General features: G+C 60.5%; 20 protein-coding genes and 1 riboswitch. Of the genes, 5 read left to right on the forward strand and 15 right to left on the reverse strand.

Annotated elements, in window-relative coordinates; translation table 11 throughout:
* Nucleotides 1-430: 430 nt before the first annotated feature.
* The gene (locus J7U39_RS11415; protein WP_210628297.1) at nt 431-979 is read right to left on the reverse strand and encodes a glutathione peroxidase; all 549 of its coding nucleotides are present in this window, start codon (nt 977-979) and stop codon (nt 431-433) included.
* A gap of 126 nt (nt 980-1,105) precedes the next feature.
* Nucleotides 1,106-1,468 (reverse strand): hypothetical protein, encoded by a 363-nt coding sequence (locus tag J7U39_RS11420; protein WP_210628298.1) that lies wholly within the window; start codon nt 1,466-1,468, stop codon nt 1,106-1,108.
* A gap of 162 nt (nt 1,469-1,630) precedes the next feature.
* Here J7U39_RS11420 and J7U39_RS11425 point away from each other — a divergent pair, with 162 nt between their 5' ends.
* Complete coding sequence (locus tag J7U39_RS11425; RefSeq protein WP_210628299.1) at nt 1,631-2,236, forward strand: class I SAM-dependent methyltransferase; 606 nt, start codon at nt 1,631-1,633, stop codon at nt 2,234-2,236.
* 106 nt (nt 2,237-2,342) lie between these two features.
* Here the strand turns inward: J7U39_RS11425 and J7U39_RS11430 are convergent, their stop codons facing one another.
* Nucleotides 2,343-2,744, reverse strand: coding sequence for a cupin domain-containing protein (locus tag J7U39_RS11430; protein WP_210628300.1), 402 nt, complete (start codon nt 2,742-2,744; stop codon nt 2,343-2,345).
* Between the two features lie 143 nt (nt 2,745-2,887).
* Here J7U39_RS11430 and J7U39_RS11435 point away from each other — a divergent pair, with 143 nt between their 5' ends.
* Nucleotides 2,888-3,874 carry an aldo/keto reductase gene (locus J7U39_RS11435; protein ID WP_210628301.1) on the forward strand — a complete coding sequence of 329 codons (987 nt, stop codon included), beginning with the start codon at nt 2,888-2,890 and terminating at the stop codon, nt 3,872-3,874.
* A gap of 71 nt (nt 3,875-3,945) precedes the next feature.
* Here J7U39_RS11435 and J7U39_RS11440 read toward each other — a convergent pair whose 3' ends face one another.
* Nucleotides 3,946-4,935 carry a zinc-dependent alcohol dehydrogenase family protein gene (locus tag J7U39_RS11440; RefSeq protein ID WP_210628302.1) on the reverse strand — a complete coding sequence of 330 codons (990 nt, stop codon included), beginning with the start codon at nt 4,933-4,935 and terminating at the stop codon, nt 3,946-3,948.
* A gap of 104 nt (nt 4,936-5,039) precedes the next feature.
* Here J7U39_RS11440 and J7U39_RS11445 point away from each other — a divergent pair, with 104 nt between their 5' ends.
* Nucleotides 5,040-5,939 (forward strand): LysR family transcriptional regulator, encoded by a 900-nt coding sequence (locus J7U39_RS11445; protein ID WP_210628303.1) that lies wholly within the window; start codon nt 5,040-5,042, stop codon nt 5,937-5,939.
* Nucleotides 5,940-6,023: 84 nt separating this feature from the next.
* Here J7U39_RS11445 and J7U39_RS11450 read toward each other — a convergent pair whose 3' ends face one another.
* The 6 genes from J7U39_RS11450 to clpP all read right to left on the reverse strand — a co-directional run bounded on the left by J7U39_RS11450 (nt 6,024) and on the right by clpP (nt 15,186).
* Entirely contained in the window at nt 6,024-8,222 is a 2,199-nt protein-coding gene (locus J7U39_RS11450; protein ID WP_210628304.1) for an esterase-like activity of phytase family protein, read from the reverse strand.
* A 95-nt stretch (nt 8,223-8,317) separates the two neighbouring features.
* Nucleotides 8,318-9,217: a DMT family transporter gene (locus tag J7U39_RS11455; protein ID WP_210628305.1), complete on the reverse strand. Its 900-nt coding sequence runs from the start codon at nt 9,215-9,217 to the stop codon at nt 8,318-8,320.
* Between the two features lie 193 nt (nt 9,218-9,410).
* Nucleotides 9,411-9,562, reverse strand: a riboswitch (FMN riboswitch).
* A gap of 117 nt (nt 9,563-9,679) precedes the next feature.
* On the reverse strand, nt 9,680-9,955 hold the full coding sequence (gene hupB, locus J7U39_RS11460; protein WP_003558438.1) for a DNA-binding protein HupB: 276 nt from the start codon (nt 9,953-9,955) through the stop codon (nt 9,680-9,682).
* A gap of 206 nt (nt 9,956-10,161) precedes the next feature.
* Nucleotides 10,162-12,579 (reverse strand): endopeptidase La, encoded by a 2,418-nt coding sequence (gene lon / locus J7U39_RS11465; RefSeq protein WP_210628306.1) that lies wholly within the window; start codon nt 12,577-12,579, stop codon nt 10,162-10,164.
* 398 nt (nt 12,580-12,977) lie between these two features.
* Nucleotides 12,978-14,255: an ATP-dependent Clp protease ATP-binding subunit ClpX gene (clpX, locus tag J7U39_RS11470; RefSeq protein WP_004680013.1), complete on the reverse strand. Its 1,278-nt coding sequence runs from the start codon at nt 14,253-14,255 to the stop codon at nt 12,978-12,980.
* Between the two features lie 301 nt (nt 14,256-14,556).
* Complete coding sequence (clpP, locus tag J7U39_RS11475; RefSeq protein WP_038688182.1) at nt 14,557-15,186, reverse strand: ATP-dependent Clp endopeptidase proteolytic subunit ClpP; 630 nt, start codon at nt 15,184-15,186, stop codon at nt 14,557-14,559.
* A 219-nt stretch (nt 15,187-15,405) separates the two neighbouring features.
* Here clpP and J7U39_RS11480 point away from each other — a divergent pair, with 219 nt between their 5' ends.
* A complete protein-coding gene (locus J7U39_RS11480; protein WP_210628307.1) occupies nt 15,406-16,833 on the forward strand; it encodes a GGDEF domain-containing protein in 1,428 nt (475 codons plus the stop codon).
* A gap of 149 nt (nt 16,834-16,982) precedes the next feature.
* On the forward strand, nt 16,983-18,227 hold the full coding sequence (locus J7U39_RS11485; RefSeq protein ID WP_210628308.1) for a cytochrome P450: 1,245 nt from the start codon (nt 16,983-16,985) through the stop codon (nt 18,225-18,227).
* A 61-nt stretch (nt 18,228-18,288) separates the two neighbouring features.
* Here J7U39_RS11485 and J7U39_RS11490 read toward each other — a convergent pair whose 3' ends face one another.
* The 5 genes from J7U39_RS11490 to J7U39_RS11510 all read right to left on the reverse strand — a co-directional run bounded on the left by J7U39_RS11490 (nt 18,289) and on the right by J7U39_RS11510 (nt 22,851).
* Nucleotides 18,289-20,418: a bifunctional diguanylate cyclase/phosphodiesterase gene (locus tag J7U39_RS11490; protein WP_210628309.1), complete on the reverse strand. Its 2,130-nt coding sequence runs from the start codon at nt 20,416-20,418 to the stop codon at nt 18,289-18,291.
* 232 nt (nt 20,419-20,650) lie between these two features.
* A complete protein-coding gene (locus J7U39_RS11495; RefSeq protein WP_210628310.1) occupies nt 20,651-21,001 on the reverse strand; it encodes a cupin domain-containing protein in 351 nt (116 codons plus the stop codon).
* A gap of 258 nt (nt 21,002-21,259) precedes the next feature.
* The gene (locus J7U39_RS11500) at nt 21,260-21,571 is read right to left on the reverse strand and encodes a DUF982 domain-containing protein (RefSeq protein ID WP_210628311.1); all 312 of its coding nucleotides are present in this window, start codon (nt 21,569-21,571) and stop codon (nt 21,260-21,262) included.
* Nucleotides 21,572-21,860: 289 nt separating this feature from the next.
* Complete coding sequence (locus tag J7U39_RS11505; protein ID WP_210631650.1) at nt 21,861-22,238, reverse strand: VOC family protein; 378 nt, start codon at nt 22,236-22,238, stop codon at nt 21,861-21,863.
* A 94-nt stretch (nt 22,239-22,332) separates the two neighbouring features.
* Complete coding sequence (locus J7U39_RS11510) at nt 22,333-22,851, reverse strand: AAA family ATPase (protein ID WP_210628312.1); 519 nt, start codon at nt 22,849-22,851, stop codon at nt 22,333-22,335.
* Nucleotides 22,852-22,885 lie beyond the last annotated feature (34 nt).

The following is a 22,885-nucleotide window of genomic DNA, read 5'->3' on the forward strand; positions in this document are numbered from 1 at the left end:
GACGTTCCGGCGCAGCATAGCTGTCCGGCAGGTCAAATGCGGCGCCGTCTGGAAACCAGGTTCCGCCAAAACGGACTACTCCGGCCGCCGGGCCACCTCCTATTGGGCGAATGGATGGGGGCCGGCAAAAGTGGGAGAATCGCCGCCCGGAAAGTCTTCGCGTTTGGAGGCTTATGACACCTGGAGGTGTGCCATGAGGGCTCTCAGCTCCGCATTGACGCTGTGCATCGCGATAGCCCTTGGCGCGCCAAGCGCCACATATGTCAGCCTGCCCGGATACGCGTTCAAAACGAATCCGAACTGTCAGCGCCACGTATCGAAGACGAAGTTTGACAGAAGATGCGACCAGCCGAGACTGGGTTTCAAGGACTTTACGCCCCCGCTTGTGACCGTGCTCGGGATCTGAAGATCCTGCTCGGCTCCTGGCAAATCATGCCTTCGCCAGTTCTTGATCCACCGCGGAAACCAGCCGCGAATCATCCGCCGTCGCATCGGGCGCAAAGCGGGCGGCGACTTTGCCGTCGCGGCCGATCAGGAATTTTTCGAAATTCCAGAGGATGTCATCCTCGTCGCCGCCTGAAATGCCGTGGGCATTCAGGCGTTCGCGCATCGGACCCTCGCCCGTCGTCTTCACGCCCGATTTGGTCAGCTGCCGGTAGAGCGGGTGCTGGGCCTCGCCCTTGACCGAAATCTTAGAAAAAATCGGGAAGGTGACGTCGTAGGTGGTGGTGCAGAAATCGAAGATCTCGGCGTCGGTGCCGGGTTCCTGGCCCTTGAAGTCGTTGGCGGGGAAAGCGGCGATGACGAAGCCGCGCTCGTGCTTTTCGCCATAGAGCCTTTCCAGTCCCTCATATTGCGGCGTGAGTCCGCATTTCGAGGCGACGTTGACGATCAGAAGCACCCTGCCCTTGTATTCGTTCAGTGTGATCTGTCGACCATCCACCGTCTTGACCGGAATATCCAGCACATTGCCCATCATGGGAACCTCCAATTGGCAAGGATCGGTCCGGCGAGCTTAGCGATATCGCCGTCATTGTCATCAGGGTGAAGATCAACTCGGCGTCAGCATCCCCGGCGTCGCCGTTGGCAACCCCGGGGCAACCGATCAGGCAGGTGAGGTTTCCCTTACGTCATCGAGCAGGAAATGCACGACGAGGTAATCCGTCTTGTAGTGGCGGCCGCTGTCCGAGACGGATTCGACGCTGCCGCCATCCTTTGGATGCCAGGGATGATAATGAGGGTTGGTGGTGATGAGCGTGATGGCCTTGCCGGCGAACGGCCCCTCGCCCAATCGGAAGCGCATCTCGGCGAGCGGCCAGATTCGCTCGTAATCTTCCATGGCGATGCGCGCCTTCAGCGCCTTCCGGTGCAGCGGCTCGCCGGCGCCTGCTTCTGCGGATGATTCCAGCATCACTTCTTCGGCATCGGCAATGATGGCATTGAACTCTTCGGGCCACATCCGTCTCATGAAGTCGCTCCTCCCAGGGCTCTTTCGTCATTCACAGGCGAAACTTAACGCTTTGTCCGAAAGAAGCAAATTCTTGTCATGCCGTTGTCATCGGCGTCGGCTGGTCCTACGTTCCCTCGAACCGCACCAGGGCCGTCAGCCGCCCCAATCCCGAGATCAGAGATGAAGACACGTGAAGAAAGGCAGGCGCTGCGGGCGAGCATGCCGCGCACCCCGCTCAGCGCCCATCATATGGAAAACGCCCGGCTGCTGCCGGATCGCGGCGAACTGCTCTACCGGATCCCGAATGGCGGCATCGGCGTCGAAGTGGGTGCAGCCTTCGGCGAATATACGGCGGAGATCCTGGAAAAGAATCGCCCCGCCCAGCTTTATCTCATCGATCCCTGGTCGATGGATCGCTACAGCTCCGGGCTCGACGCGATTCACACGAATTTCGCAGCCGAGATCGGCGCCGGCCGGCTGCACCTGATGCAAGGCACATCGCTCGACAAGCTCGCCGAATTCGCGGATGACTTCCTCGACTGGGCCTATATCGACACCGACCATTCGTTCGAGCTCACCTGGCAGGAGCTCTTGCTCTGCGAGAAGAAGGTGAAGCGGACAGGACGCATTGCCGGTCATGATTTCTGCACCGGCAACACGGTCAAACCGATCGTCTACGGTGTCGTCGAGGCGGTTACCAAATTCTGCAAGGATTATGGCTGGCAATTCGAATTCCTGACGGTCGAATCACACGCGCATTTTTCCTATTGCCTGAAGCGCCTCTGATCCGTCTAAAGCGCGGCGCGATCTTCAGATTCGCTTGGCCCGCGCTTTAGTCTTTTTTGCGCATGTCTTTATCGCAAAACCGCTGCACACTTTTGCGAGACATGCTTTACGCCTTGCCGGAATATTGATCGTCGCTGACCTTTTCCATCCAGTCGACATGACTGCCGTCCAATGCCTCGTGGATAGCGATGTGCGTCATTGCCGTGTCCGGGCCGGCGCCGTGCCAGTGTTTTTCGCGCGGCGCAAACCAGACGGTGTCGCCGGCGCGGATTTCGCGAATCTCCTCGCCCCAGCTCTGGGCGAGGCCCTTGCCTGAGGTGACGACCAGCGTCTGGCCGAGCGGATGCGTGTGCCAAGCCGTGCGGGCGCCCGGTTCGAAGGTGACGGAGGTTGCCCTCACCCGGGCCGGCGCCGGCGGCTCGATCAGCGGATCCTGGCGAACATTGCCGGTAAAGTAGTCGGCCGGCGGTTTCGTTGAAGGGCGAGAGCCAGCGGGTTTAATCTCCATGATCGTTCCTTTCCGTCCATTGCGGTTGAAGCCTTGTCTCCGGACGATATTTGATCGAGGCGACCGATCAAGGCCGGATTGGCAATTGCCGCACAGTTGCCCGCCTGATAGGCGAGTGCCTTTCATAACCTGGGGAGATGTTCATGAAACACCATGCTTTTGGCCGCACGCCCTTCACCGTCACCAATGTCGGCTTCGGCGCCTGGCAGATCGGCGGCTCCTGGGGCGATATCAGCGAGGCGGATGGGCGCGCGGCGCTGAATGCCGCGCTCGATGCCGGCATGACGTTCATCGACACGGCGGATGTTTACGGCGACGGCCGCTCGGAAAAGATCATTGCCGATGTCTTGAAGGCACGCGGCGGCGAGCGCCCGATGGTCGCGACCAAGGCAGGCCGCCGCCTCACCCCGCATGTCGCGGAAGGCTATACCAGGGCCAATCTCGAGGGCTTTATCGATCGCAGCCTGGAGAATCTTGCGGTTGACTGTCTCGACCTCGTGCAGTTGCACTGCCCGCCGCGCGAGGTGCTTTACCAGCCTGAGGTCTTCGAGAGCCTGGACACGCTGCAGAAGGCCGGCAAGATCAAGGGCTATGGCGTCAGCGTCGAAAAGGTCGAGGACGGGCTGAAGGCGATCGAATATCCCGGCGTCGTCAGTATTCAGATCATCTACAATATCTTCCGCCAGCGCCCCGCCCATCTGTTTTTCCAGGAAGCACGCCGCAGGAACGTGGCGATCATCGCCCGCGTGCCGCTGGCAAGCGGCCTTCTCTCCGGCAAGATCACCCGGCTTACACATTTCGCCAGCGACGACCACCGCAATTTCAATCGCCATGGTGAGGCCTTCGATGTCGGCGAGACTTTTGCAGGCGTTCCCTTCGAGGTCGGACTGCAGGCGGTCGAGGAAGTGCGCAAGCTGGTGCCTGCCGGCGCCACTATGGCTGGCTTCGCGCTGCGTTGGGTCCTGATGGCTGAAGCGGTCACCGTCGTCATCCCCGGCGCCCGCAATGCCGAACAGGCCAAGGCAAACGCGGCCGCCGCCGACCTCGCGCCGCTTTCGGCCGATGTCATGGCGGCGACGCGTGAAATCTACGAGCGGCTGATCGCACCGCATGTGCATCAGCGCTGGTAAGCTCTGACGGGCCGTTCTAGCCCGCCCGGCCACTTGGCCGGGCCTGAGACATCATCCCAAGAAGGACCGGATCAGACCGTCACGACAATCTTGCCGAACTGCTCGTTCGATTCCAAGAAGCGGTGCGCTTCGACGATCTGTTCGAAAGGGAATGTCCTTGATATGACAGGTTCCAGGGCGCCGGACGCGAGCCCTTCGTAGATAAAGGTCTTTGCAGCCTGCAGCCGTGCCGGGTCGCGGAGAATCTCATGGACGAGATAACCGCGTAGCGTCAGGCCTTTGCCGAGCACCGCAGGGAGCGGAAACGGCGTCGGCTCCTGGTTCAATCCGCCATATTCGATGAAAATGCCGCCCGATGACATTGCCGCGCTCAGCGGTTCGAAAATGGGGCCGGCGACAGCATCGAAGACGACCCGAACGCCATCCCGGCCGGCGACGGCCTTCAGCTTCATTTCCAGATCTTCCTCCTGTGAAGCGAGGACATGCGCAGCACCGGCATCGTGCAATGCCTTACGCTTGCGGGAGGTCCTGGTAATCGCAATCGGCATCGCACCGACCTTGTTGGCAATCTGGATCGCAGCAAGACCCACGCTGCTCGAGGCCGCGGTAACGGCGACGAAATCACCTTTGCTCAACCCGGCAGTGTCGATGAGTGCGCCGTAGGCCGTCAAAAACGGCATCCAGACGGCAGCGGCCGCCTCCCAGGACAGCGTCGGCGGATGCCTGACGACAAATTCGGCGGGAAAATTTATGAGTTCCCCATAAGCCGGCCACTGGACCATGGAGATGGGCGGGATGATGCTAACACGGTCGCCCGGCACAAAACCATCCACACCCTCGCCCACCGCCTCGACGATACCGGCCGCTTCGAGGCCGAGGCCAGAAGGCAGCGGCGCGGTTTCGATATAGGCGCCTGACCGCAACAAAGCTTCAGCGCGATTGATGCCCAGCGCCTTGACACGGATCTGAACCAACCCCGGCTGGGGCGCGGGAATCACTACATCTTCGATGCGGAGAACCTCGGGGCCGCCAAGCTCATGAAAGCGGATTACGCGTGGCATTCGATATCAACTCCAAAATGATTGAACCGAATGATCTATGCCAAGCCGCCTCCAGAAGATAAATTGGCCCGGAGGTAAGACAGAAGAAACCAAGAGTTTGCAATATGGATCGTCTCACCAGCATGGCCGTCTTCGTGAAGGCCGTCGATCTGGGCTCATTCGCAGCGGCCGCCGCGGCTCTTGGCCTGTCCGGACCGATGGTCGGCAAGCATATCCGCTTTCTCGAGGAGCGCCTGGGTGTGAGCCTCATCAACCGGACGACGCGGCGCCAGAGCCCGACGGAATTCGGACGCGCCTATTACGAGCGCTGCCGGATGATCCTTGCGGAGACCGAGGCTGCGGATGCGCTTGCAGTCGACCATCTTTCCGAACCCTGCGGAAGGCTGCGCGTCACTATGCCCGTTCATTTCGGTCGGCGCTGCGTGGTCCCGATCCTAATCGAACTCGCTCAGCGGCATCCGAATCTCGAACTTGATCTATCGCTCAGCGATCCTGTCGTCGACCTCGCGGAGGGCGGCTACGATCTCGCGATCCGCACCGGCGAGTTGGAGGATAGATTGGGCGTCATTGCGCGCCGTGTCGCGCGCCAGCGCATGGTGGTCTGCGCCTCGCCGGCCTATCTCGATGACCACGGCAGGCCTGAACAGCTCAAGGATCTCGGCGGGCACGATGCTATCGTCTATGCCCGCTCCGCCCGGTTCCGTCCGTGGCTTTTTCCACGCGGCGGCGAGCCACCGATTGAAATCAGGCCCAAGAGCCGTTTGAGGCTCGATGATCTCGATGCCATTGCCGATGCGGCAACGGCAGGCATGGGGCTCGCCTGGCTGCCCTCCTGGCTTATCCGGGACCGTGTGCAGGCAGGGATGCTGGTGGTGGTCCTGCCGGACGAGCCGGAATTCCCGTATGATTGTCATGCGCTGTGGCTGCAGACATCGCACCTGCCGCTCAGGACTCGTCTTGCGGTCGACGCATTGGCGGCTGCCTTGCCCAAATTCATGACGTAGGCCATCGGCCGTTCAGGGGCGAATCGGCCAAAAGAAAAAGGCCGGGAGCAAAACCCGGCCTTTAAGTTCGATGGGAACGCGAACTCAGTTCGTGGCGGTCAGGTTGACCGGGAAGAACAGGGTTTCCCCGGACGAGTCGCTCACACCGTCATTATCGGTGACAGCGTAAGGCTTGCCCGATGCGTCGAAGGTGAAGCCTTCGAGCTTGTCGAGCACATAGCCGTTGGTCGCCGTCTTCAGTTCGCCGAGGAAATCGTGCGCTTCGATCTTCTTCACGACCGGCAGTTCGCCCCCGAGCTTGGCCGGCTTCAGTTCCGAGATCGCCACCTTGTAAAGCTTCTTCAGCCTGGCGGCGTCGCCGACGAGGTTGTCGCGCTCGATGATGTAAACGCTATCGCCGTGGGCGGAGATCTCAGACAGGCCGACCCAGCCGCTTTCCGTCTTGTCGAGCGGATAGCGCACGGCGCCCCATTCCTTCTTCTTCGGATTGTATGAGACGAGCTTGACGAAGCCCTTCTCGTCGTCACCCCACTCGCGCTGGACGGCCATCCAGAGCGTGGCATCGTCGCCGGTGCCGACAATGGTCACACCCTCGAAGCCGTAGCGGATCTCGTTGGCGGCGAGGTCCCTAGGCAGGGCGATCTCGGCCTTGATGTCGCCCTTGGCATTGACGTTGTAGAGGGCCTGCGGGACGAGGCGTTCGCTGTTTCCTTCCGAGGCAAGCCAGAAGGAGCCGTCGGCCGCCGCCGCGATGCCTTCGATGTCGAGCTTCTGGGCTGGAGCGCCGTCACGCTTGACGACGAGCGCGTCGATGATGACGGCCGGCTTCTTGGTTGCGTCGATCGTGTAGATCGTCGGCTGCGAGCCCAGAGCGCTGTCGCTGACGGCGTAGAGCATGCCCGGTTTGCCGGGAACGGCGGCGAGACCCGAAAGCGCTGCTAAACCGATCGGAGTGCCTTCCTTGTCGGCGGAGACGATCTGCGGATAGGCTTGGTCGCCTTCCGCACGCTCATAGATCATTACGTGCGAGCGCACCCCGCCGTCCTTGCCGAGATCGAGTTCATTGGCGGTCGCAAAGAGGTTACGCTGCGGGATGGCGACCCCGCCTTCCGGCGAAATGCCCGACGGCAGAAGCTGCATGAGTTCGGGGTCGGCGCCGGTATCCTTATAGACGCCAACGACCGAGGCGCGCTCGGCAAGCAGGAAGAAATATTGGTCGTCGCCGAACTTGGCAGCTTCAAGGCCTTCCGGCTCGACGCCCTTCGATCCCGAACGGCTTTCGGGGTAATGGCCGATATGGGCGACGGCGCGTTCAAAGGAAGCGCCCGATTCATAGAGAACCTTGCCCGCCTTGTCGAAGATGGTGAAGCCGCGCGAGCCGCCCTGGTAATCGCCTTCATTGGCGATGACGAGGCGGTTGTCGTCCAGCCACTTCACGGCATCAGGCTCGCGCAGGACGCCCTTCGATTCGCTCGAGAATTTCAGGGCGCCGTCGCGTTTGGTGTCGATGCCTGAGAGATCAACGCTGCCGGCGGAGAAGTGGGCCTTCACCTGAGCCGTGTTGGCATCGATGATGACGATCTCGTTGTTTTCCTGCAGCGTCAGCGCAATCTCGTTCTGCCCGTTGAAGGCAACGAATTCCGGCTCCGGGTCTTCAGGGGCGACACCGCCAAGGCCGGTCAGCGCCACATGCCTGATGGTGCCGCAATCGACGGTGCCGTTCTTGACCTGGAAAACGGCGAGGTCGCCGGCCGGCATCTGCGGGATCTTGCCGTCATTGACGTCTTCGTCGCGCTCGTTTTCGATCGCGATGGCACCGAGCGTCTTGTCCTTGTTGAGGGCGATGGAATCCGGCTGGCCGCCGAGATCGCAGGTGTTCTCGATCTTCTTTGTCGCTACGTCGACGATTGCGAGGCGGCCGGAGGGCCTGGCCTTGCTTTCGGAGGTATTGACGGCAACCAGCGCCTTGCCGGCACTCGAGGTGACCGATGTCGGCTCGCCATCCATCATCAGCGCGCCGCCGGCCCTTGGAACCCTGGCGTCGGTGATGTCGATGAAGCCGATCGCACCGAACGGGCTGTCGCTATAGATCAGGGTGTTGCCGTCGTCGGTCGCGGTGATTATTTCTGCGGATGTCGGCGACAGCTTGTCCTTGTCACCAGGCAGGTTCTGAGCGACCGGGAAAGAGGCGATGCGGTTGAAAACCGGCTCGGCCGCAGCCGGGAAGGCCACGGATGCGAGAAGCACGGCAGCGAGCGCTGCCTTGCGGGATGAAACTGTCATGGAAACCCCCAATGTCCAAAAAGATCGAACAGAGGGGTTTTGCGGGACCGCTATGACAGAGACATGACAGCCCCCAAAATTTCAGAGGGTCGGCGTCAGGCTGCCTGTTTTTCCCGACGCATCTCGTTCCTCATGATGAAGAGCGACGCGGAAAGAATGAGTGCAGCGCCCAGCCACAGATAGCCGGCGGGCGCATAGCCGAAGAACAGCCAGCCGGCGAGCACGTTGAGCGGCAGCTTCAGGTCATCGAAGGGCTGGACATAGGCGGCGTCGGCGCTGGCATAGGCAAGGGTCAGCAGATACTGCGCCACGACCGTCAGGAGGCCTGCCAGAAGGAAGAGCGCGAGTGTCGTGCCTGGCGGCACTGCGAAGCCCGCAGCAAGCGCCAGACCGCCGTTGATCGGCGTCAGCAGCACCAACAACCAGACGATGATGGTCTCCGGCCTCTCGATACCGGTCAGGCTCTTGGTGATGAGCGACGAGGCACCCCAGAGCAGTGCCGAGAGTACCGGCAGGAGCGCTGCCCAGGTGAAGCTGTCCGACCATGGCTGGAGGATGATCATGGCGCCGGCAAAGCCGACACCGGTCGCTGCCCAGCGGGCCGCGCCGACGCGCTCACCGAGGAACAGGCGGGCACCGAGAATGATGAAGAAGGGTGAGGTCATGACCAGCGCGATCGCCTGCCAGATCGGCACTGAGGCAAGACCGGAAACCCAGGCCTCGACGCCGAGCGCGGCAAAGACGACGCGCACGACGTGCCGCCAGGGATAGTTCGTACGCATAGCCTCAAGGCCGGATTTGCGCAGGAAGGGCAAGGAGAAGAGGAAGGCGAAGGCATATTGCCAGAAAGCAGCAGAGGCTGGCGGAAAGGCGAGCTTCATGGTCAGCCATTGGGTGACGACGTTGAGCAGCGAGAAAGCGACGCCTCCAAGCACCATGAAAGCAGCGCCAGCAAAGGCGCGGGAACGCTGCATTGTAAGGGAATTCTGATTCATGTCTTCCACCCAGAACTACAGCGCCGCGCGTCTTTCCAGACGCGCAAAGGACGCTGTAGCGCTTTTAATTGCTGCATAATTTCATCCTCAAATCGATTCCGATTTAGGGAATTATGCAGGCGACCAACATAAATCAGGACGCATGAGGCGACGGCGCGCAGACGCCGGCAGTCCCCTGCCCGCTCGCGGCCATGCTCATTCTCTTTCATCCGGACTATACCGTCGGCTCCGGAATCGCACCGGATCTGCTGACCCTTCCCCGGCCAAAGCCTCGGAAGGCGCTCGCGGGCTCGGGCCGCAGCCCTTACCGCCGGTGGGGACTTTCACCCCGCCCTGAGAACAGCACCGTTCGTAAAACAAAGCGCTGCCTGCGGCAAGCGGCAAAACAAAAAGGGGTCCGGCGCGCCGAACCCCTCGAAATCCTGCTCAACCGTTCTCGTTTACGGCCGGCGGACGATCAAATCAGCCGTTGACGGCGTCCTTCAGGCCCTTGCCGGGCGTGAACTTCGGAACGTTGCGAGCCGGGATATCGACTTCAGCGCCGGTCGACGGGTTACGGCCCTTCGTTGCAGCGCGATGAGAAACGGTGAAGCTGCCGAAACCAGCGAGGCGGATGTCGCCCTTGTTCTTGAGTTCGGCCTGGACAACGTCAAAAACCGCGTCAACAGCGGAAGCCGCGTCAGACTTCGTCAGTCCTGCCTTTTCGGCGACTGCGGACACGAGTTCATTCTTGTTCATGTTTCCACCCCTTTCTAAATGGTATGAAACGACTCAAATCTAAGCTAGGCGCAGATTAGGTTTCATCAGGCCCGCCGGGAACCCAAAAGCCCTGCAAATCAAGGAAAAGCAAGCGTCTCCATGACGTTTTCACAAAAAAGGCTGGCGTTTCCGCCAGCCTTTTTGCGTCTTTTGCGCCAATAGGGCACAAATGTGGCAAATGCCACTCAATGCGCTATGGTTGCGCCCGTGTCATCGAGGCCTTCGACCGAAGTGATGACGGGCGTTTCCACCGTCCCATCCCACTCGATCGGCTCCGGCCGCCGGATCAGCGCGTGCTTGATCACCTCGCCCATCCGCGAGACCGGAATGATCTCCATGTTGTTCTTCACATTGTCCGGAATCTCCGCCAGGTCCTTGGCGTTCTCCTCCGGAATCAGCACCTTCTTGATGCCGCCGCGAAGCGCTGCTAGCAGCTTTTCCTTGAGGCCGCCGATCGGCAGCACACGGCCGCGGAGGGTGATTTCACCGGTCATGGCCACATGCTTGTTGACCGGGATGCCGGTCATGATCGAGACAATGGCGGTTGCCATGGCGACACCGGCCGACGGGCCATCCTTCGGCGTCGCCCCTTCCGGCACGTGCACGTGGATGTCGTTCTTTTCGAACATAGGCGGTTCGATGCCGAAATCGACAGCGCGCGAGCGGACATAGGAGGCCGCCGCCGAGATCGATTCCTTCATGACGTCCTTCAGATTGCCGGTAACCGTCATGCGGCCCTTGCCCGGCATCATCACACCTTCGATGGTCAGCAGCTCGCCGCCGACTTCCGTCCAGGCAAGACCGGTCACGACGCCGACCTGATCCTCGCCCTCGGCCTCGCCATGGCGGAAGCGCGGGACGCCGAGATAGTCGGCGATGTTGGCGGCCGTCACGTGAACGGACTTCGTCTTGCCCTTGATGATCTCGGTGACCGCCTTGCGGGCGAGCTTCATCAATTCGCGTTCGAAGCTACGGACACCTGCTTCGCGGGTATACTGCTGGCTGATTGCCATCAGGGCATCGTCGCTGACCGAGAATTCTTCCGGCTGCAACGCATGTTCCTTGATGGCCTTCGGCAACAGGTGCCGCTTGGCGATCTCGCGCTTTTCATCCTCGGTGTAGCCGGCGATACGGATGATTTCCATGCGGTCCATCAGCGGCGCCGGAATGTTCAGCGTATTCGCCGTCGTGATGAACATCACGTCGGAGAGGTCGTATTCGACTTCCAGGTAATGGTCCATGAAGGTCGAGTTCTGCGCCGGATCGAGCACTTCGAGCAGGGCCGAGGACGGATCGCCGCGGAAGTCCATGCCCATCTTGTCGATTTCATCGAGCAGGAAGAGCGGGTTGGACTTCTTCGCTTTCTTCATCGACTGGATGACCTTGCCGGGCATCGAGCCGATATAGGTGCGGCGGTGACCGCGGATTTCGGCTTCGTCGCGAACGCCGCCGAGCGCCATGCGGACATACTCACGGCCGGTCGCCTTGGCGATCGACTGGGCCAGCGAGGTCTTGCCGACGCCCGGAGGGCCGACGAGGCAGAGGATCGGGCCTTTGATCTTGGTGGCACGCGCCTGCACGGCCAGATATTCGACGATGCGCTCCTTGACCTTGTCGAGACCGAAGTGATCGGCTTCGAGGATCTTCTCGGCATTGTTGAGGTCGGCCTTGATCTTCGACTTCTTGCCCCACGGGATGCCGAGCAGCCAATCGAGATAATTGCGCACGACGGTGGCTTCCGCCGACATCGGGCTCATCTGGCGCAGCTTCTTCAGCTCCGCCTCGGCCTTTTCACGGGCTTCCTTGGACAGCTTGGTCTTGGCGATGCGCTCTTCCAGTTCGCTCATCTCGTCGCGGCCTTCCTCGCCGTCACCGAGCTCCTTCTGGATCGCCTTCATCTGCTCATTGAGGTAGTATTCGCGCTGGGTCTTCTCCATCTGGCGCTTGACGCGCGAGCGGATGCGCTTTTCGACCTGCAGGACCGAGATCTCGCCTTCCATGAAGCCGAGAGCCTTTTCGAGACGCTGCTTGACGCTGGTCGTCTCCAGCATCTCCTGCTTCTCGGTGATCTTGATCGACAGATGCGAGGCGACCGTATCGGCGAGCTTGGAATAGTCGTCGATCTGGCTGGCGGCGCCGACCACTTCGGGCGAAATTTTCTTGTTGAGCTTCACATAGCTTTCGAATTCGGAGACGACCGAGCGCGACAACGCTTCCAGCTCGACCGGATCGTCATGGGGCTCCTCGAGCACATGGCCGAGCGCCTCGTAGAAATCCTCGCGGCTGGTATAGGTGTCGATCTCGGCGCGAGCGCGGCCTTCGACGAGAACCTTGACGGTGCCGTCGGGCAGCTTCAGGAGCTGCAGCACGTTGGCCACCGTGCCGACATTGTGAATCGCCGAAGGGTCCGGATCATCGTCGCTGGCGTTGATCTGCGTCACCAGCATGATCTGCTTGTCCGAGCCCATGACTTCTTCGAGCGCACGGATCGATTTTTCCCGTCCGACGAACAGCGGCACGATCATATGCGGGAACACCACGATGTCGCGCAAAGGCAAAACAGGGTAGGCGGTGCTGCTCGCTACAGACGTTTTCTTCGTCATTTTTTTGTCCTTTCCATCGTCCCGTTACCGGGCTCTCTGCACGGCCGCTTGGGACCGGCCGGCTCTCACTTGGCTCTACAAGTGGAGGTTCTGACTACGCTTTTCAAGCCACGCTAACGCCCGCGTTCCCCGGACGTGACAGCTTTATTACAACGGAACGCCAACACTATGAAGCGCGTGGCTGGACCGGCGCTTACCACTTCCGACCAGGCTAAAATACAACGTCGGCAACAGGCTTACGAGATCATCGCATCATTGCCAAGCATCACCCTTGCACAACATCGGCAAAGGCATATCCGGTCCCCACTGCAAATACTAACAGCGCCTCGCATGGTTTTTCAAATAGAAAGGGGCCCGCCAATGGCAAGCCCCCAAAAGAATCGTGCGAAAGTCCAAGGTCACGCCGACGCGTTGGCCTTTTCTTCCTGGCGATCGGCATAGATGTAAAGCGGACGGGCCGAACCGCGCACCACTTCCTCGGAGATGACGACCTCGCGCACGCCTTCCAGCGTCGGCAGTTCGAACATCGTGTCGAGCAGGATCTTCTCCATGATCGAGCGAAGGCCGCGGGCACCGGTTTTGCGCACAATCGCCTTGCGGGCGATTTCGCGCAGCGCGTCCTCGTGGAAGGTCAGTTCGACGTCTTCCATCTCGAACAGGCGCTGATACTGCTTGATCAGCGCGTTCTTCGGCTCGGACAGGATCTGGATCAGCGCATCCTCGTCGAGATCCTCGAGCGTCGCCAGAACCGGCAGACGGCCGATGAATTCCGGGATGAGGCCGAACTTGACCAGATCTTCCGGCTCCAGTTCGCGCAGGACTTCGCCGACGCGGCGGTCGTCCTGGGCCTTGACGGTCGCGCCGAAGCCGATCGAGGTCTTCTCGCCACGGGCGGAGATGATCTTGTCGAGACCGGCGAAAGCGCCGCCGCAGATGAATAGGATGTTCGTCGTGTCGACCTGCAGGAATTCCTGCTGCGGGTGCTTGCGGCCGCCCTGCGGCGGGACGGAAGCGACCGTGCCTTCCATGATCTTCAGAAGCGCCTGCTGGACGCCCTCGCCCGAGACGTCGCGGGTGATCGACGGATTGTCGGACTTGCGCGAAATCTTGTCGACTTCGTCGATGTAGACGATGCCGCGCTGGGCGCGCTCGACATTGTAGTCGGCCGCCTGCAGGAGCTTCAAGATGATGTTTTCGACGTCCTCACCGACATAGCCGGCTTCCGTCAGCGTCGTCGCATCGGCCATCGTGAAGGGAACGTCGATGATGCGGGCCAGGGTCTGGGCAAGATAGGTCTTGCCGCAGCCGGTCGGTCCGACCAGCATGATGTTCGACTTCGCCAGCTCGACTTCGCCGTTCTTGGAGGCGTGCGCCAGGCGCTTGTAATGGTTGTGAACGGCAACCGACAGGATCTTCTTCGCCTGGCGCTGGCCGATGACATATTCGTCGAGGACCTTGATGATGTCCTGGGGCGTCGGAACGCCGTCGCGGGACTTGACCATCGAGGACTTGTTTTCCTCGCGGATGATGTCCATGCACAATTCGACGCATTCATCGCAGATGAAGACGGTCGGTCCGGCAATCAGTTTCCGGACTTCGTGCTGGCTCTTTCCGCAGAACGAACAATAGAGGGTGTTCTTGGAGTCGCCGCCGTTGCTGCCGCTGACCTTGCTCATATCATTTTCCTTCCAGCACGCCGCATTTCAAGGCGAAATCGCGGTCCACTCTATCAGCTCCTGGCGGCACTCCGTTTCCGGAGCCTTTGCCGAGAAGGGCTTCAGGGGCTACGAACCGGTCCCAATCAACCATGTTCGGGTTCCGGCGGCAACGAATCCCCTTCGAATGCCAAATGCTATGTCATAAAAATTCAACATAGCATTAATAGTTACTATTAGCGTCTTCGCCGCCAGATGAAAGCCTTGTTCGATCACAAATGAGATAGAACTGTGGCGGCAAAAACACCATCCCAATTAATTACTAGGCCTGCTCGCCTTCCATCTCGAGGCGCGACGTCAAAACCTTGTCGATCACGCCCCAGCCCTGGGCCTCGTCCGCATCCATGAAATGGTCACGATCGAGGGTCTTTTCAACTTCCTCGTAGCTGCGGCCGGTGTGCTTGACGTAGACTTCGTTCAGGCGGCGCTTCATCTTGAGGATGTCGCGGGCGTGGCGCTCGATGTCCGAGGCCTGGCCCTGGAAGCCGCCCGAGGGCTGATGAACCATGATGCGGGAATTCGGGGTGGCGAAGCGCATGTCCTTATGGCCGGCCGCCAACAGCAGCGAACCCATGGACGCCGCCTGGCCGATGCAGAGCGTCGACACAGCAGGTTTGATGAACTGCATCGTGTCGTAGATCGCCATGCCGGCGGTGACGACGCCACCGGGAGAATTGATGTAGAGAGCGATTTCCTTCTTCGGGTTTTCGGCCTCGAGGAAAAGCAACTGGGCGCAGACGAGAGTCGCCATGTGATCCTCGACGGCGCCGGTCAGGAAGATGATGCGTTCCTTCAACAGGCGGGAATAGATGTCGTAGGAGCGTTCACCGCGGTTGGTCTGTTCCACGACCATCGGCACGAGGGCCATTGCGGTATCAACTGGGTTTCTCATGTGCGTCCTTTGTCAACGTCATGCCGGCAGGCCGGGAATCAAAGAAAATGTCTTATCCCTACATAGAGTGTCCCTGCCCTCCTCTTCAAGACACGCATTGGGATAACGTTAAGAAGGAGGGCAAGGCCGCAGGGCTTCGACGCCGGCAGCCTCTTTCTCGCAAACGCCTGTTGGCCGCGAGCCCTCGATGTCGACTCCCCGGCTTTTCTCCATGACAGGATGAAGGAAAGGTTACTCCATTCGACAGCGCTCATGCACGTTTACTCAACGGAAAGCCTATCGCCAGATACCGGCCGAAAATCATGCCGCAGTGCAGCGACATTAAGGAACTGGCGAGCTTCCTCCGCAAGGATGCGGGCCAACAGACAGGTCGACGGGCAAGGGGTTGCTGCCGTGTTCAATATCGCTACGGGTCTCGCCATCTGGTGTTCGGAGGCCATGACGCTCGCTTTGGTGCTTTTCGTCGCCTGGCGCCACAATGTCAGGAACGAAGCCTATCTCTATTGGGGCCTCGGCTTCTTTCTGACCGCCATCGGCTTTGCGATGATCTCGCTGCGCAGCGAAATCCCCAGCCTGCTTTCCATCGAGGTGGGCAATGCCATCGCGCTGCTCGGCCAGAGCGCCTGGGTGGCGGGCTTTCTGGCGCTCGACCGCAAAAAGATCGAATGGTGGGCTCTGCTGCCGCCGGCAATCTGGCTTGCCGGGGTCTTTTTGCCCTGGGTCAACACCGATTATTCCAACCGCGTCGTGCTCTATAATCTCGCTTCTGCGACGGGTGCCACGGCATTGGCCATGGCGGTCGCCGCCGGCGACATGCGCCGCGAGCGCACCCGCATCAAGCTGATGGGGGTGTTCGTTATCCAGGGCTGCCTGTGTTTCGGCTCGGCGCTGACGATGGCGGTGACGCTGCCAAGCGATATCGAGGCGACCAATCTCGGCGGTGTCTCCGCCATGGCAAGCGCCTTCTTGCTCACCATCGCCTTCGCGCTCACTTGCCGACTGGTCATGGAACGCTCCGAACGGCATCTACGCGCGATGACGCTGACCGATTCCCTGACCGGCGTGCTCAACCGTCGTGGCCTGCTCGGCTATTTCGAGTCCATCCAGGAGAGAGCCCATAGCGAGCAGCGGCAGGTCGCGGTGATCCTTTTCGACCTCGATCATTTCAAGCGCGTCAACGACCGCTTCGGCCATCAGTCCGGCGACGCCGTGCTCACCGCCTTCGCTCGCATGGCCCGGCAATATATTCCAAACAACATCTTCGGCCGCATGGGCGGCGAGGAATTCGCCGCCTTCGCGAGCGTCACAGACCAGACGGAAGCCGAGGCGATCGCCGAAGCGATCCGCACCGAATTCTGCCGCCTTCCCGTCAGCACTGGCGAAGCGATCGTTCCGGTCACGGTCAGCATTGGCGTCGCCCTCGCCTCCTCGATCGACGCCAATATCGACAAGCTGATCTCGGCCGCCGACCGAGCCCTCTATGCGGCCAAAGCCGCCGGCCGCAATTGCACGGTCACCTTCGGCGAAGAGGAAGCGGCGGCCCCGGCGCCGGCCACGCCGAGCACCACCGCCGGCGAACTCGTGCCGACGGTCGACGACCAGGTCGAGGCGCTGCGGCGCATGGGCGCCCTGTCACGGGCCAGTTAGCCGTAAGTCAAAAAAAGCAGAATCAATCCCCGGGCTTAGACACAGATCTTAAAGCCGTTGGCGCATTCAGATCGGGCGCTCCTGGTTCCGTGCCCAACACGCCTCTCCACATCTTTTCGAGGGCCGGTAAATCCGCTAAGCCTCGGTTCATGACGTTACCGCCCTTCCTTTCGATCGACCCTGCCCTCCGCCATGTCTCGCTGGACGCCCGCAATCCGGCCTTCTACGGCAACCCGAATGCCGTTTACGCCGCGCTCCACGCCCATTGTCCGACCTTCTACTGGACCGAGCAGAAACAGTGGTTCTTCACCGGCTACGACCATGTGAACGCGCTGCTGCGCGACCGCCGCTTCGGCCGGCAGATCCTGCATATCGCCAGCCGCGAGGAACTCGGCCTTGCCGAGCCGATGGCGCATCTTGAAAGTTTCGATCTCTCGGAACGTTATTCCCTGCTCGAGCTCGAACCACCCGAGCACACGCGGCTGCGCACGCTCGTCAATCGCGCCTTCGTCTCCCGCCATGTCGAGAAGATGAAGCCGGAGCTTGTCGAGCTTGCCAACCGGCTGATCGACGGCTTCGCGCAGAAGGGCGAGGTCGAGCTGCTCTCGGCCTTTGCCGACATCATCCCGGTGACGATGATCGCGCGGATGATCGGCATCCCGGAGGAGATGGGGCCGCAACTGCTCGCCTGGTCGCATGCCTATGTGCGCATGTACATGTTCGGCCGCACGCGCCGGCAAGAAGAAGAGGCCGAACGGGCCGCCAGAGAATTTTCCGACTATGTCAGAGTAGTGATCGCTGAACGCCGGGCCGAGCCGCGCGATGACCTGCTGACCCACATGATCCACACGGAGCACAAGGGTCAGTACCTCACCGAGGAGGAGCTCATTTCAACGACGATCGTGCTGCTCAATGCCGGCCATGAAGCGACCGTGCACCAGATCGGCAACTCCGTACACACCATCCTCGACAGCGGCTGCGATCCGGCAGAACTCTTCCGGGATGAAGCGGCGACGGAGCGCACCGTCGAGGAAACCCTGCGTATCTGCGCGCCCGTCCACATCTTCCAGCGCTGGGCGCTCGAGCCCGCTGAGATCGACGGCGTTTCCTTCAGGCGCGGCGACAAGGTAAGCCTCATCCTCGCCGCCGCCAATCTCGACCCGGCGAAATTCACCGACCCCCTCGCCTTCCGGCCAGACCGAAACGAGGCGCCGAACCTCTCCTTCGGCGCCGGCATCCATTTCTGCATCGGCGCACCGCTGGCTCGGCTGGAGCTCAACGTCGTCCTGCCGATCCTGTTCGAACGGCTTTCCGGCCTCAGGCTGGCGAAGACGCCCGTCGTCAAGGACGTCTATCATTTTCACGGGCTCGACCGGCTGGATCTCCGGTGGTGATCGGCGCCGGTCGGCAGATCAGCGGAAGCTCTGCGCGGCGTGCTTGTGCGATCTCGCGGCATTACGCTGCCTGTTCTTGAAGCTTGCTGGATATGTCGAGCGCCGACATGGGTTTTCCGATCAAATAGCCTTGCAGTTGGTCGCAGCCGGCCTCCCGCAAGATCGCCGCCTGGCGGATATTCTCGATGCCTTCCGCGGTCACGGGAATCTGCAGAGCGGTCGCCAAAGCGATGGTCGCCTTGAGAACATCGGCGCCATTGGAGGCCTGGTCGAGAGCGGAGACCAGCGAGCGATCGATCTTCATCCGATCAAAGCCGAACTGCCGCAATGCGCCGATGCTTGCATAGCCGCAGCCGAAGTCGTCGAGCGCGAATTTGATACCGACCCGCTTGAGGTGATCTATCGACCGACGCGCCTGATCCGGATTGGTCATGAGGACGCCTTCGGTGATTTCCAATGTCAGGCGCCTGGGATCGAAATCGAGTTCCTGCAGGAGAGAGATCACCTCGGCGGCAAATTCCGGATTGCAGAGCTGGACCGGCGAAACGTTGACGGATAACGCTAAACCGGGCCAGTTCTTGGCGTGCTCGATCGATGTTTTCAGCATGTGACCGCCGAGAGCATCGATGAGGCCGCATCTTTCAGCAAGCGGAATGAAAATCTCCGGACTGATATTTCCTGTCGCAGTGCGCCAGCGGGCTAGCGCTTCAAGACCGGTGACAACGCCCGTCGTCGCCGAAACGAGAGGTTGGAAGACGGCTTCGATCGCGCCATTGCCGATGGCATTCTTCAACAGAGTTTCCAGTTCGGCGACCCTTTGGCGCTCCCGATCCAACTCGGGGTCGTATTCGATCGCCCGCCCTCTGCCATTTTCCTTGGCGCGGTAGAGCGCCATGTCAGCCCTGCGCAAAAGCTCCAGGGGCTCAATGTCTGCGTCACGCGCAGCAGCGCCGATGCTCGCGCCAACCTCGATCGTTCGTCCATCGATTTTGAAGGGTTCGGCAAACAGCGCCAGAATCGTCTCTTCTATCTCCTGACGCGCGACAGTTCCGACCTGGACCAGAGCGAACTCGTCGCCCCCCAACCGGGCCACGGCAACGACTTCGGGGTGGCAGGCGATCAGCGCGTTCGAGACGATCCGGATCAGATCATCCCCGACCGCATGCCCCCAGGCGTCATTGACCGCCTTGAAACCGTCGAGATCGACCAGGTAGAGCCGAGGCGGCGAAATCTCCGAGCCTTTCAGGTCTTCCAGCAGGGCGAGAAGCCCATGCCTGTTCAGGAGGCCGCTCAGGCTATCGTGGTTCGCTTCGAAAATCGCTGCTTGCGCCAGTTGACGAAGACGCCGCGCTTCGGCTGCGCCCACCAGCAGAACGCCGGCCAGGAACAGCACGAGAATGATGATAGCGGCCGCAACAAAAGGGTAGACCTGTCGGAACACGGCGCTTCCCGGCGCTTTGCTCGGCCAGACGAGATGGCCGATGACGCCACCCTTCATATCCGTGATCGGTGTGTTCAGCAGACTCGGCTCGGGCGCGGCGGCAAGGCGCAAGCCCTCGAGTTCGTGTTCGTTCGAAAGCGTGCTGAGAACGTCCGAGTTGAATTCCTTGTAGAAGCTCAGCACGCTGAGCTTCGTCGGAAGCTCGCCTTCCGCTTGATAAGGCTGGATCGGTTGTGACGCGATGAGCGCGATGCCGGTTTCCGTCTTGATGAAATTGACAACCGGCGCCTGTCCGAAATCGGTGGCCGTATTGATCTGCCGGTAGAAAGCTTCGCCGAAAAAGGCGCTCGGCTGGAAGGGCTTGCCTTTGGCATAGGCGGAGACGATCGACGAGCGGTCGGGACCGGTCACGATGGCGCCGTCGTAAAGCGGATAATCCTCGCTGGTTTTACCCCAGTTCTCATAAGCCCAATCCGCGGCGCCGGGAGATGCGATCGCCTTATAGGCATCATCCCATACGGCGTTGTCAGTCGTTGTCGCGCTCAGGCGGCTGACAAAGGCTGCGATCGCCGCGCGAGCGGCGCGGCTGGCTCTGGCATCATCGATTTCGTTCGCCGACCGCGTCATCGTGGCGACGACATGCGCCATGAGGCCGGTCAAGACGAGCGCGACGACGAGGAAGAAAACGGTTGTCGCAATGATGGAAGACGTTTGGGTTCGAACGTGCCTACCCGCAAGATTCGACGACATGCCAATCCCGAAAAGATGAACTGCAAGGTCATGTCTGTGGTGACGGCAGGAGACATCATGTCCGCAATGCGCTGCAGATAAGGTCTAGCATTTGACGATGTAGGTCTCGTTAATGGGAAAGATCAAATGCCCTCTATCCGTGAAAGAGAGGCGGTTATTTCGGGGGAAACGGATCATAATCGCCGCAAACCGGGACAGACCGCCATCGCCAAAGCCGGCTCGCAGCCGCTGTTCAGACCTTGATCACATAGTCCTTGCGAGTCGTTTCAACGACTTCCCAGGTTCCCTTGAAGCCGGGCCTCAAGATCATTCGGTCGCCCTCCCTCAGGTGGACCGGCTCACCGCCGTCCTCCGTGACGATCGAATGGCCTGACAGCAGGCTGAAATATTCCCACTCCTCGTAAACGATCCGCCACTTGCCGGGTGTCGCCTCCCAGATCCCGGAATAGAGGCCGCCGTCGCCCTCCTCCAGATTCCAGGTGCGAAATTGCGGATCACCGGAGATGATCCGAGCGGGCTCCGGCGCGCCGAACTCGGGTTCGACATTGTCGATGTTGAAGGTGATGAAATTCGCCGCAACCATCGTGGACCTCTCCGCTGTCAGTGTCGTTTGCGGCAAGGGTCTGCGCGCGATTGTTTGAAATTTGTCTCTCGTCTCACAGGGCATTGACCGCGCTTGGGAACCTCCAGGAGCCCCTTCTCCCATCACCTTGAGCGACATTTGTGAAGATGGCGGTTAGAATTGTCGGTAGTGCTTTCAGTTTGTGAGAGTTTTGCCTGCCTTGGCCGCGGCCGCATCTGACGCAATGCCAGGCTGATAAGGAGCCGCTTGAAATAGGGGCTATCTTGGCGCGGCCGAACGCAGGTCCGGTCGCCGCTCTGTCACTCCGACGGGGACGACTGTCAGAGCAGCGATACCCGCTTCATCGGCTGCAAGCAGAAGCGCCTCGCGGAATCGTTCCGGGCTAATTTTCCCGGTAATTGCATCGACACAGGCTTTTACGGCAGCGACGTATTCCTCGCCGTCATCAGAAGGCCAATCGTTGATCAGGAGATGCGCCGCATCGCCGAGCGTCCGGACGATCTTGCGTGTTGCCGGACCGCGCAAAGCAAGCGCGACCGGCGTGAATGCCGATGATGTATTCCAGCACATCGTCCCCGACCCCTCAAAGGCATGGTTACTGCAATCCTAACCGCGCAACATACGCTTGTTTTCTGAAATTTGGAATTGAAAACTGAGCAATAAAACTGCTTCAACGTGAAGTAGCGGAGACTAAAGAAAGGGGCTCAGGGACCTCCTGTCCGGGCGTCCTGAGGCCCGGCGATATGGGTCGCGCTGATTACGAGGACAGCAATTGATACGACCGATTTGCAACCGGTCGCCACCGAAGTGCAGCCGCTCAGCGTTTGGCACGAAGCCCATGGCCGCCATCATGGACCTGTCAGTGCGTGTGGGTACTGGTCACTCTGACATAATAGCCGTCGGGATCGATAAGGCGAAAGTCACGCAGTCCCCAAGGCTGCACGGCGAGGGCGGAAAGTGGCCAGCCGCTCTCGTCCGCCTTGCGATAGGCATCCTCGACATCAGCGACCTTCAGGACGATCTCGACGCCGAGGCCGACCCTGTCGCCAATTTCGCCGCGTAACGGATGATCGCTCGAAAGGACGCTTCGCGAATTGATCGCGATGGCGGCGTCGCCGTTTCTCAACATCGCATATTCCGTGCTCGTCGAGCCCTCGACTTCAAAGCCCAGGACTCGCTGATAGAAATCAATCGATGTCCGGGGCGTTTGGACAAACAACTCCAACGTCAGGTGCAACTGCGCCTCCCTCTGCGCGAATTCTATGCTTTTACCAGAACAAGCGGACGAACCGCCGCACTGGAACGGCCAAACTTCAACTGCTTGGTCCGGATCAAACACGCTGCCGCCGCAATTCGCGAAGGACTCGTTCAATTCCCTGTTCCACCGTCAGCTTCGATGTGTCGAGAATTTCGCATCCGTATGTCGCTGCTTCGTGCCGTAGGAAGGCGGCCCAGTTCATCATATCCGGATTTGCCAACTCAGGCTGGCCTCGATCAATCGAAAGGCGCCGGGCTCGGGTGTCGTCGTCGCAATCGATCAGGAGGCAGGAATGCGAACCGATCCCGGCACGTTCGGCAGCTTCGGCCAGAAAGGAAAAACGCGACTGCCCCTCGAACAGGACGCTACGTCCTTCTGCCAGGAGCGGCGACAGTCGCGATATCCATGCGAAAGTGGCCGCTCTCTGCCATTCTTCGACGGAGCCGAATTGGTCAACCATCTCTTGCATAGGCGGAACGCCGATGCTGTCCTTGTAAAAGACTTCGATCTCCTGCCCGTGCCGGCGTCCGACAGCCTCAGCAATGGTAGTTTTCCCGGCTCCCGATGCGCCGGTGAGAATGACGAGTGGCATGAATGTTCCCGCAATGGCGGCCAGCAGAAGGCAT

The organism is Rhizobium sp. NLR16a, assembly GCF_017948245.1.
Taxonomy (GTDB): Bacteria; Pseudomonadota; Alphaproteobacteria; order Rhizobiales; family Rhizobiaceae; genus Rhizobium.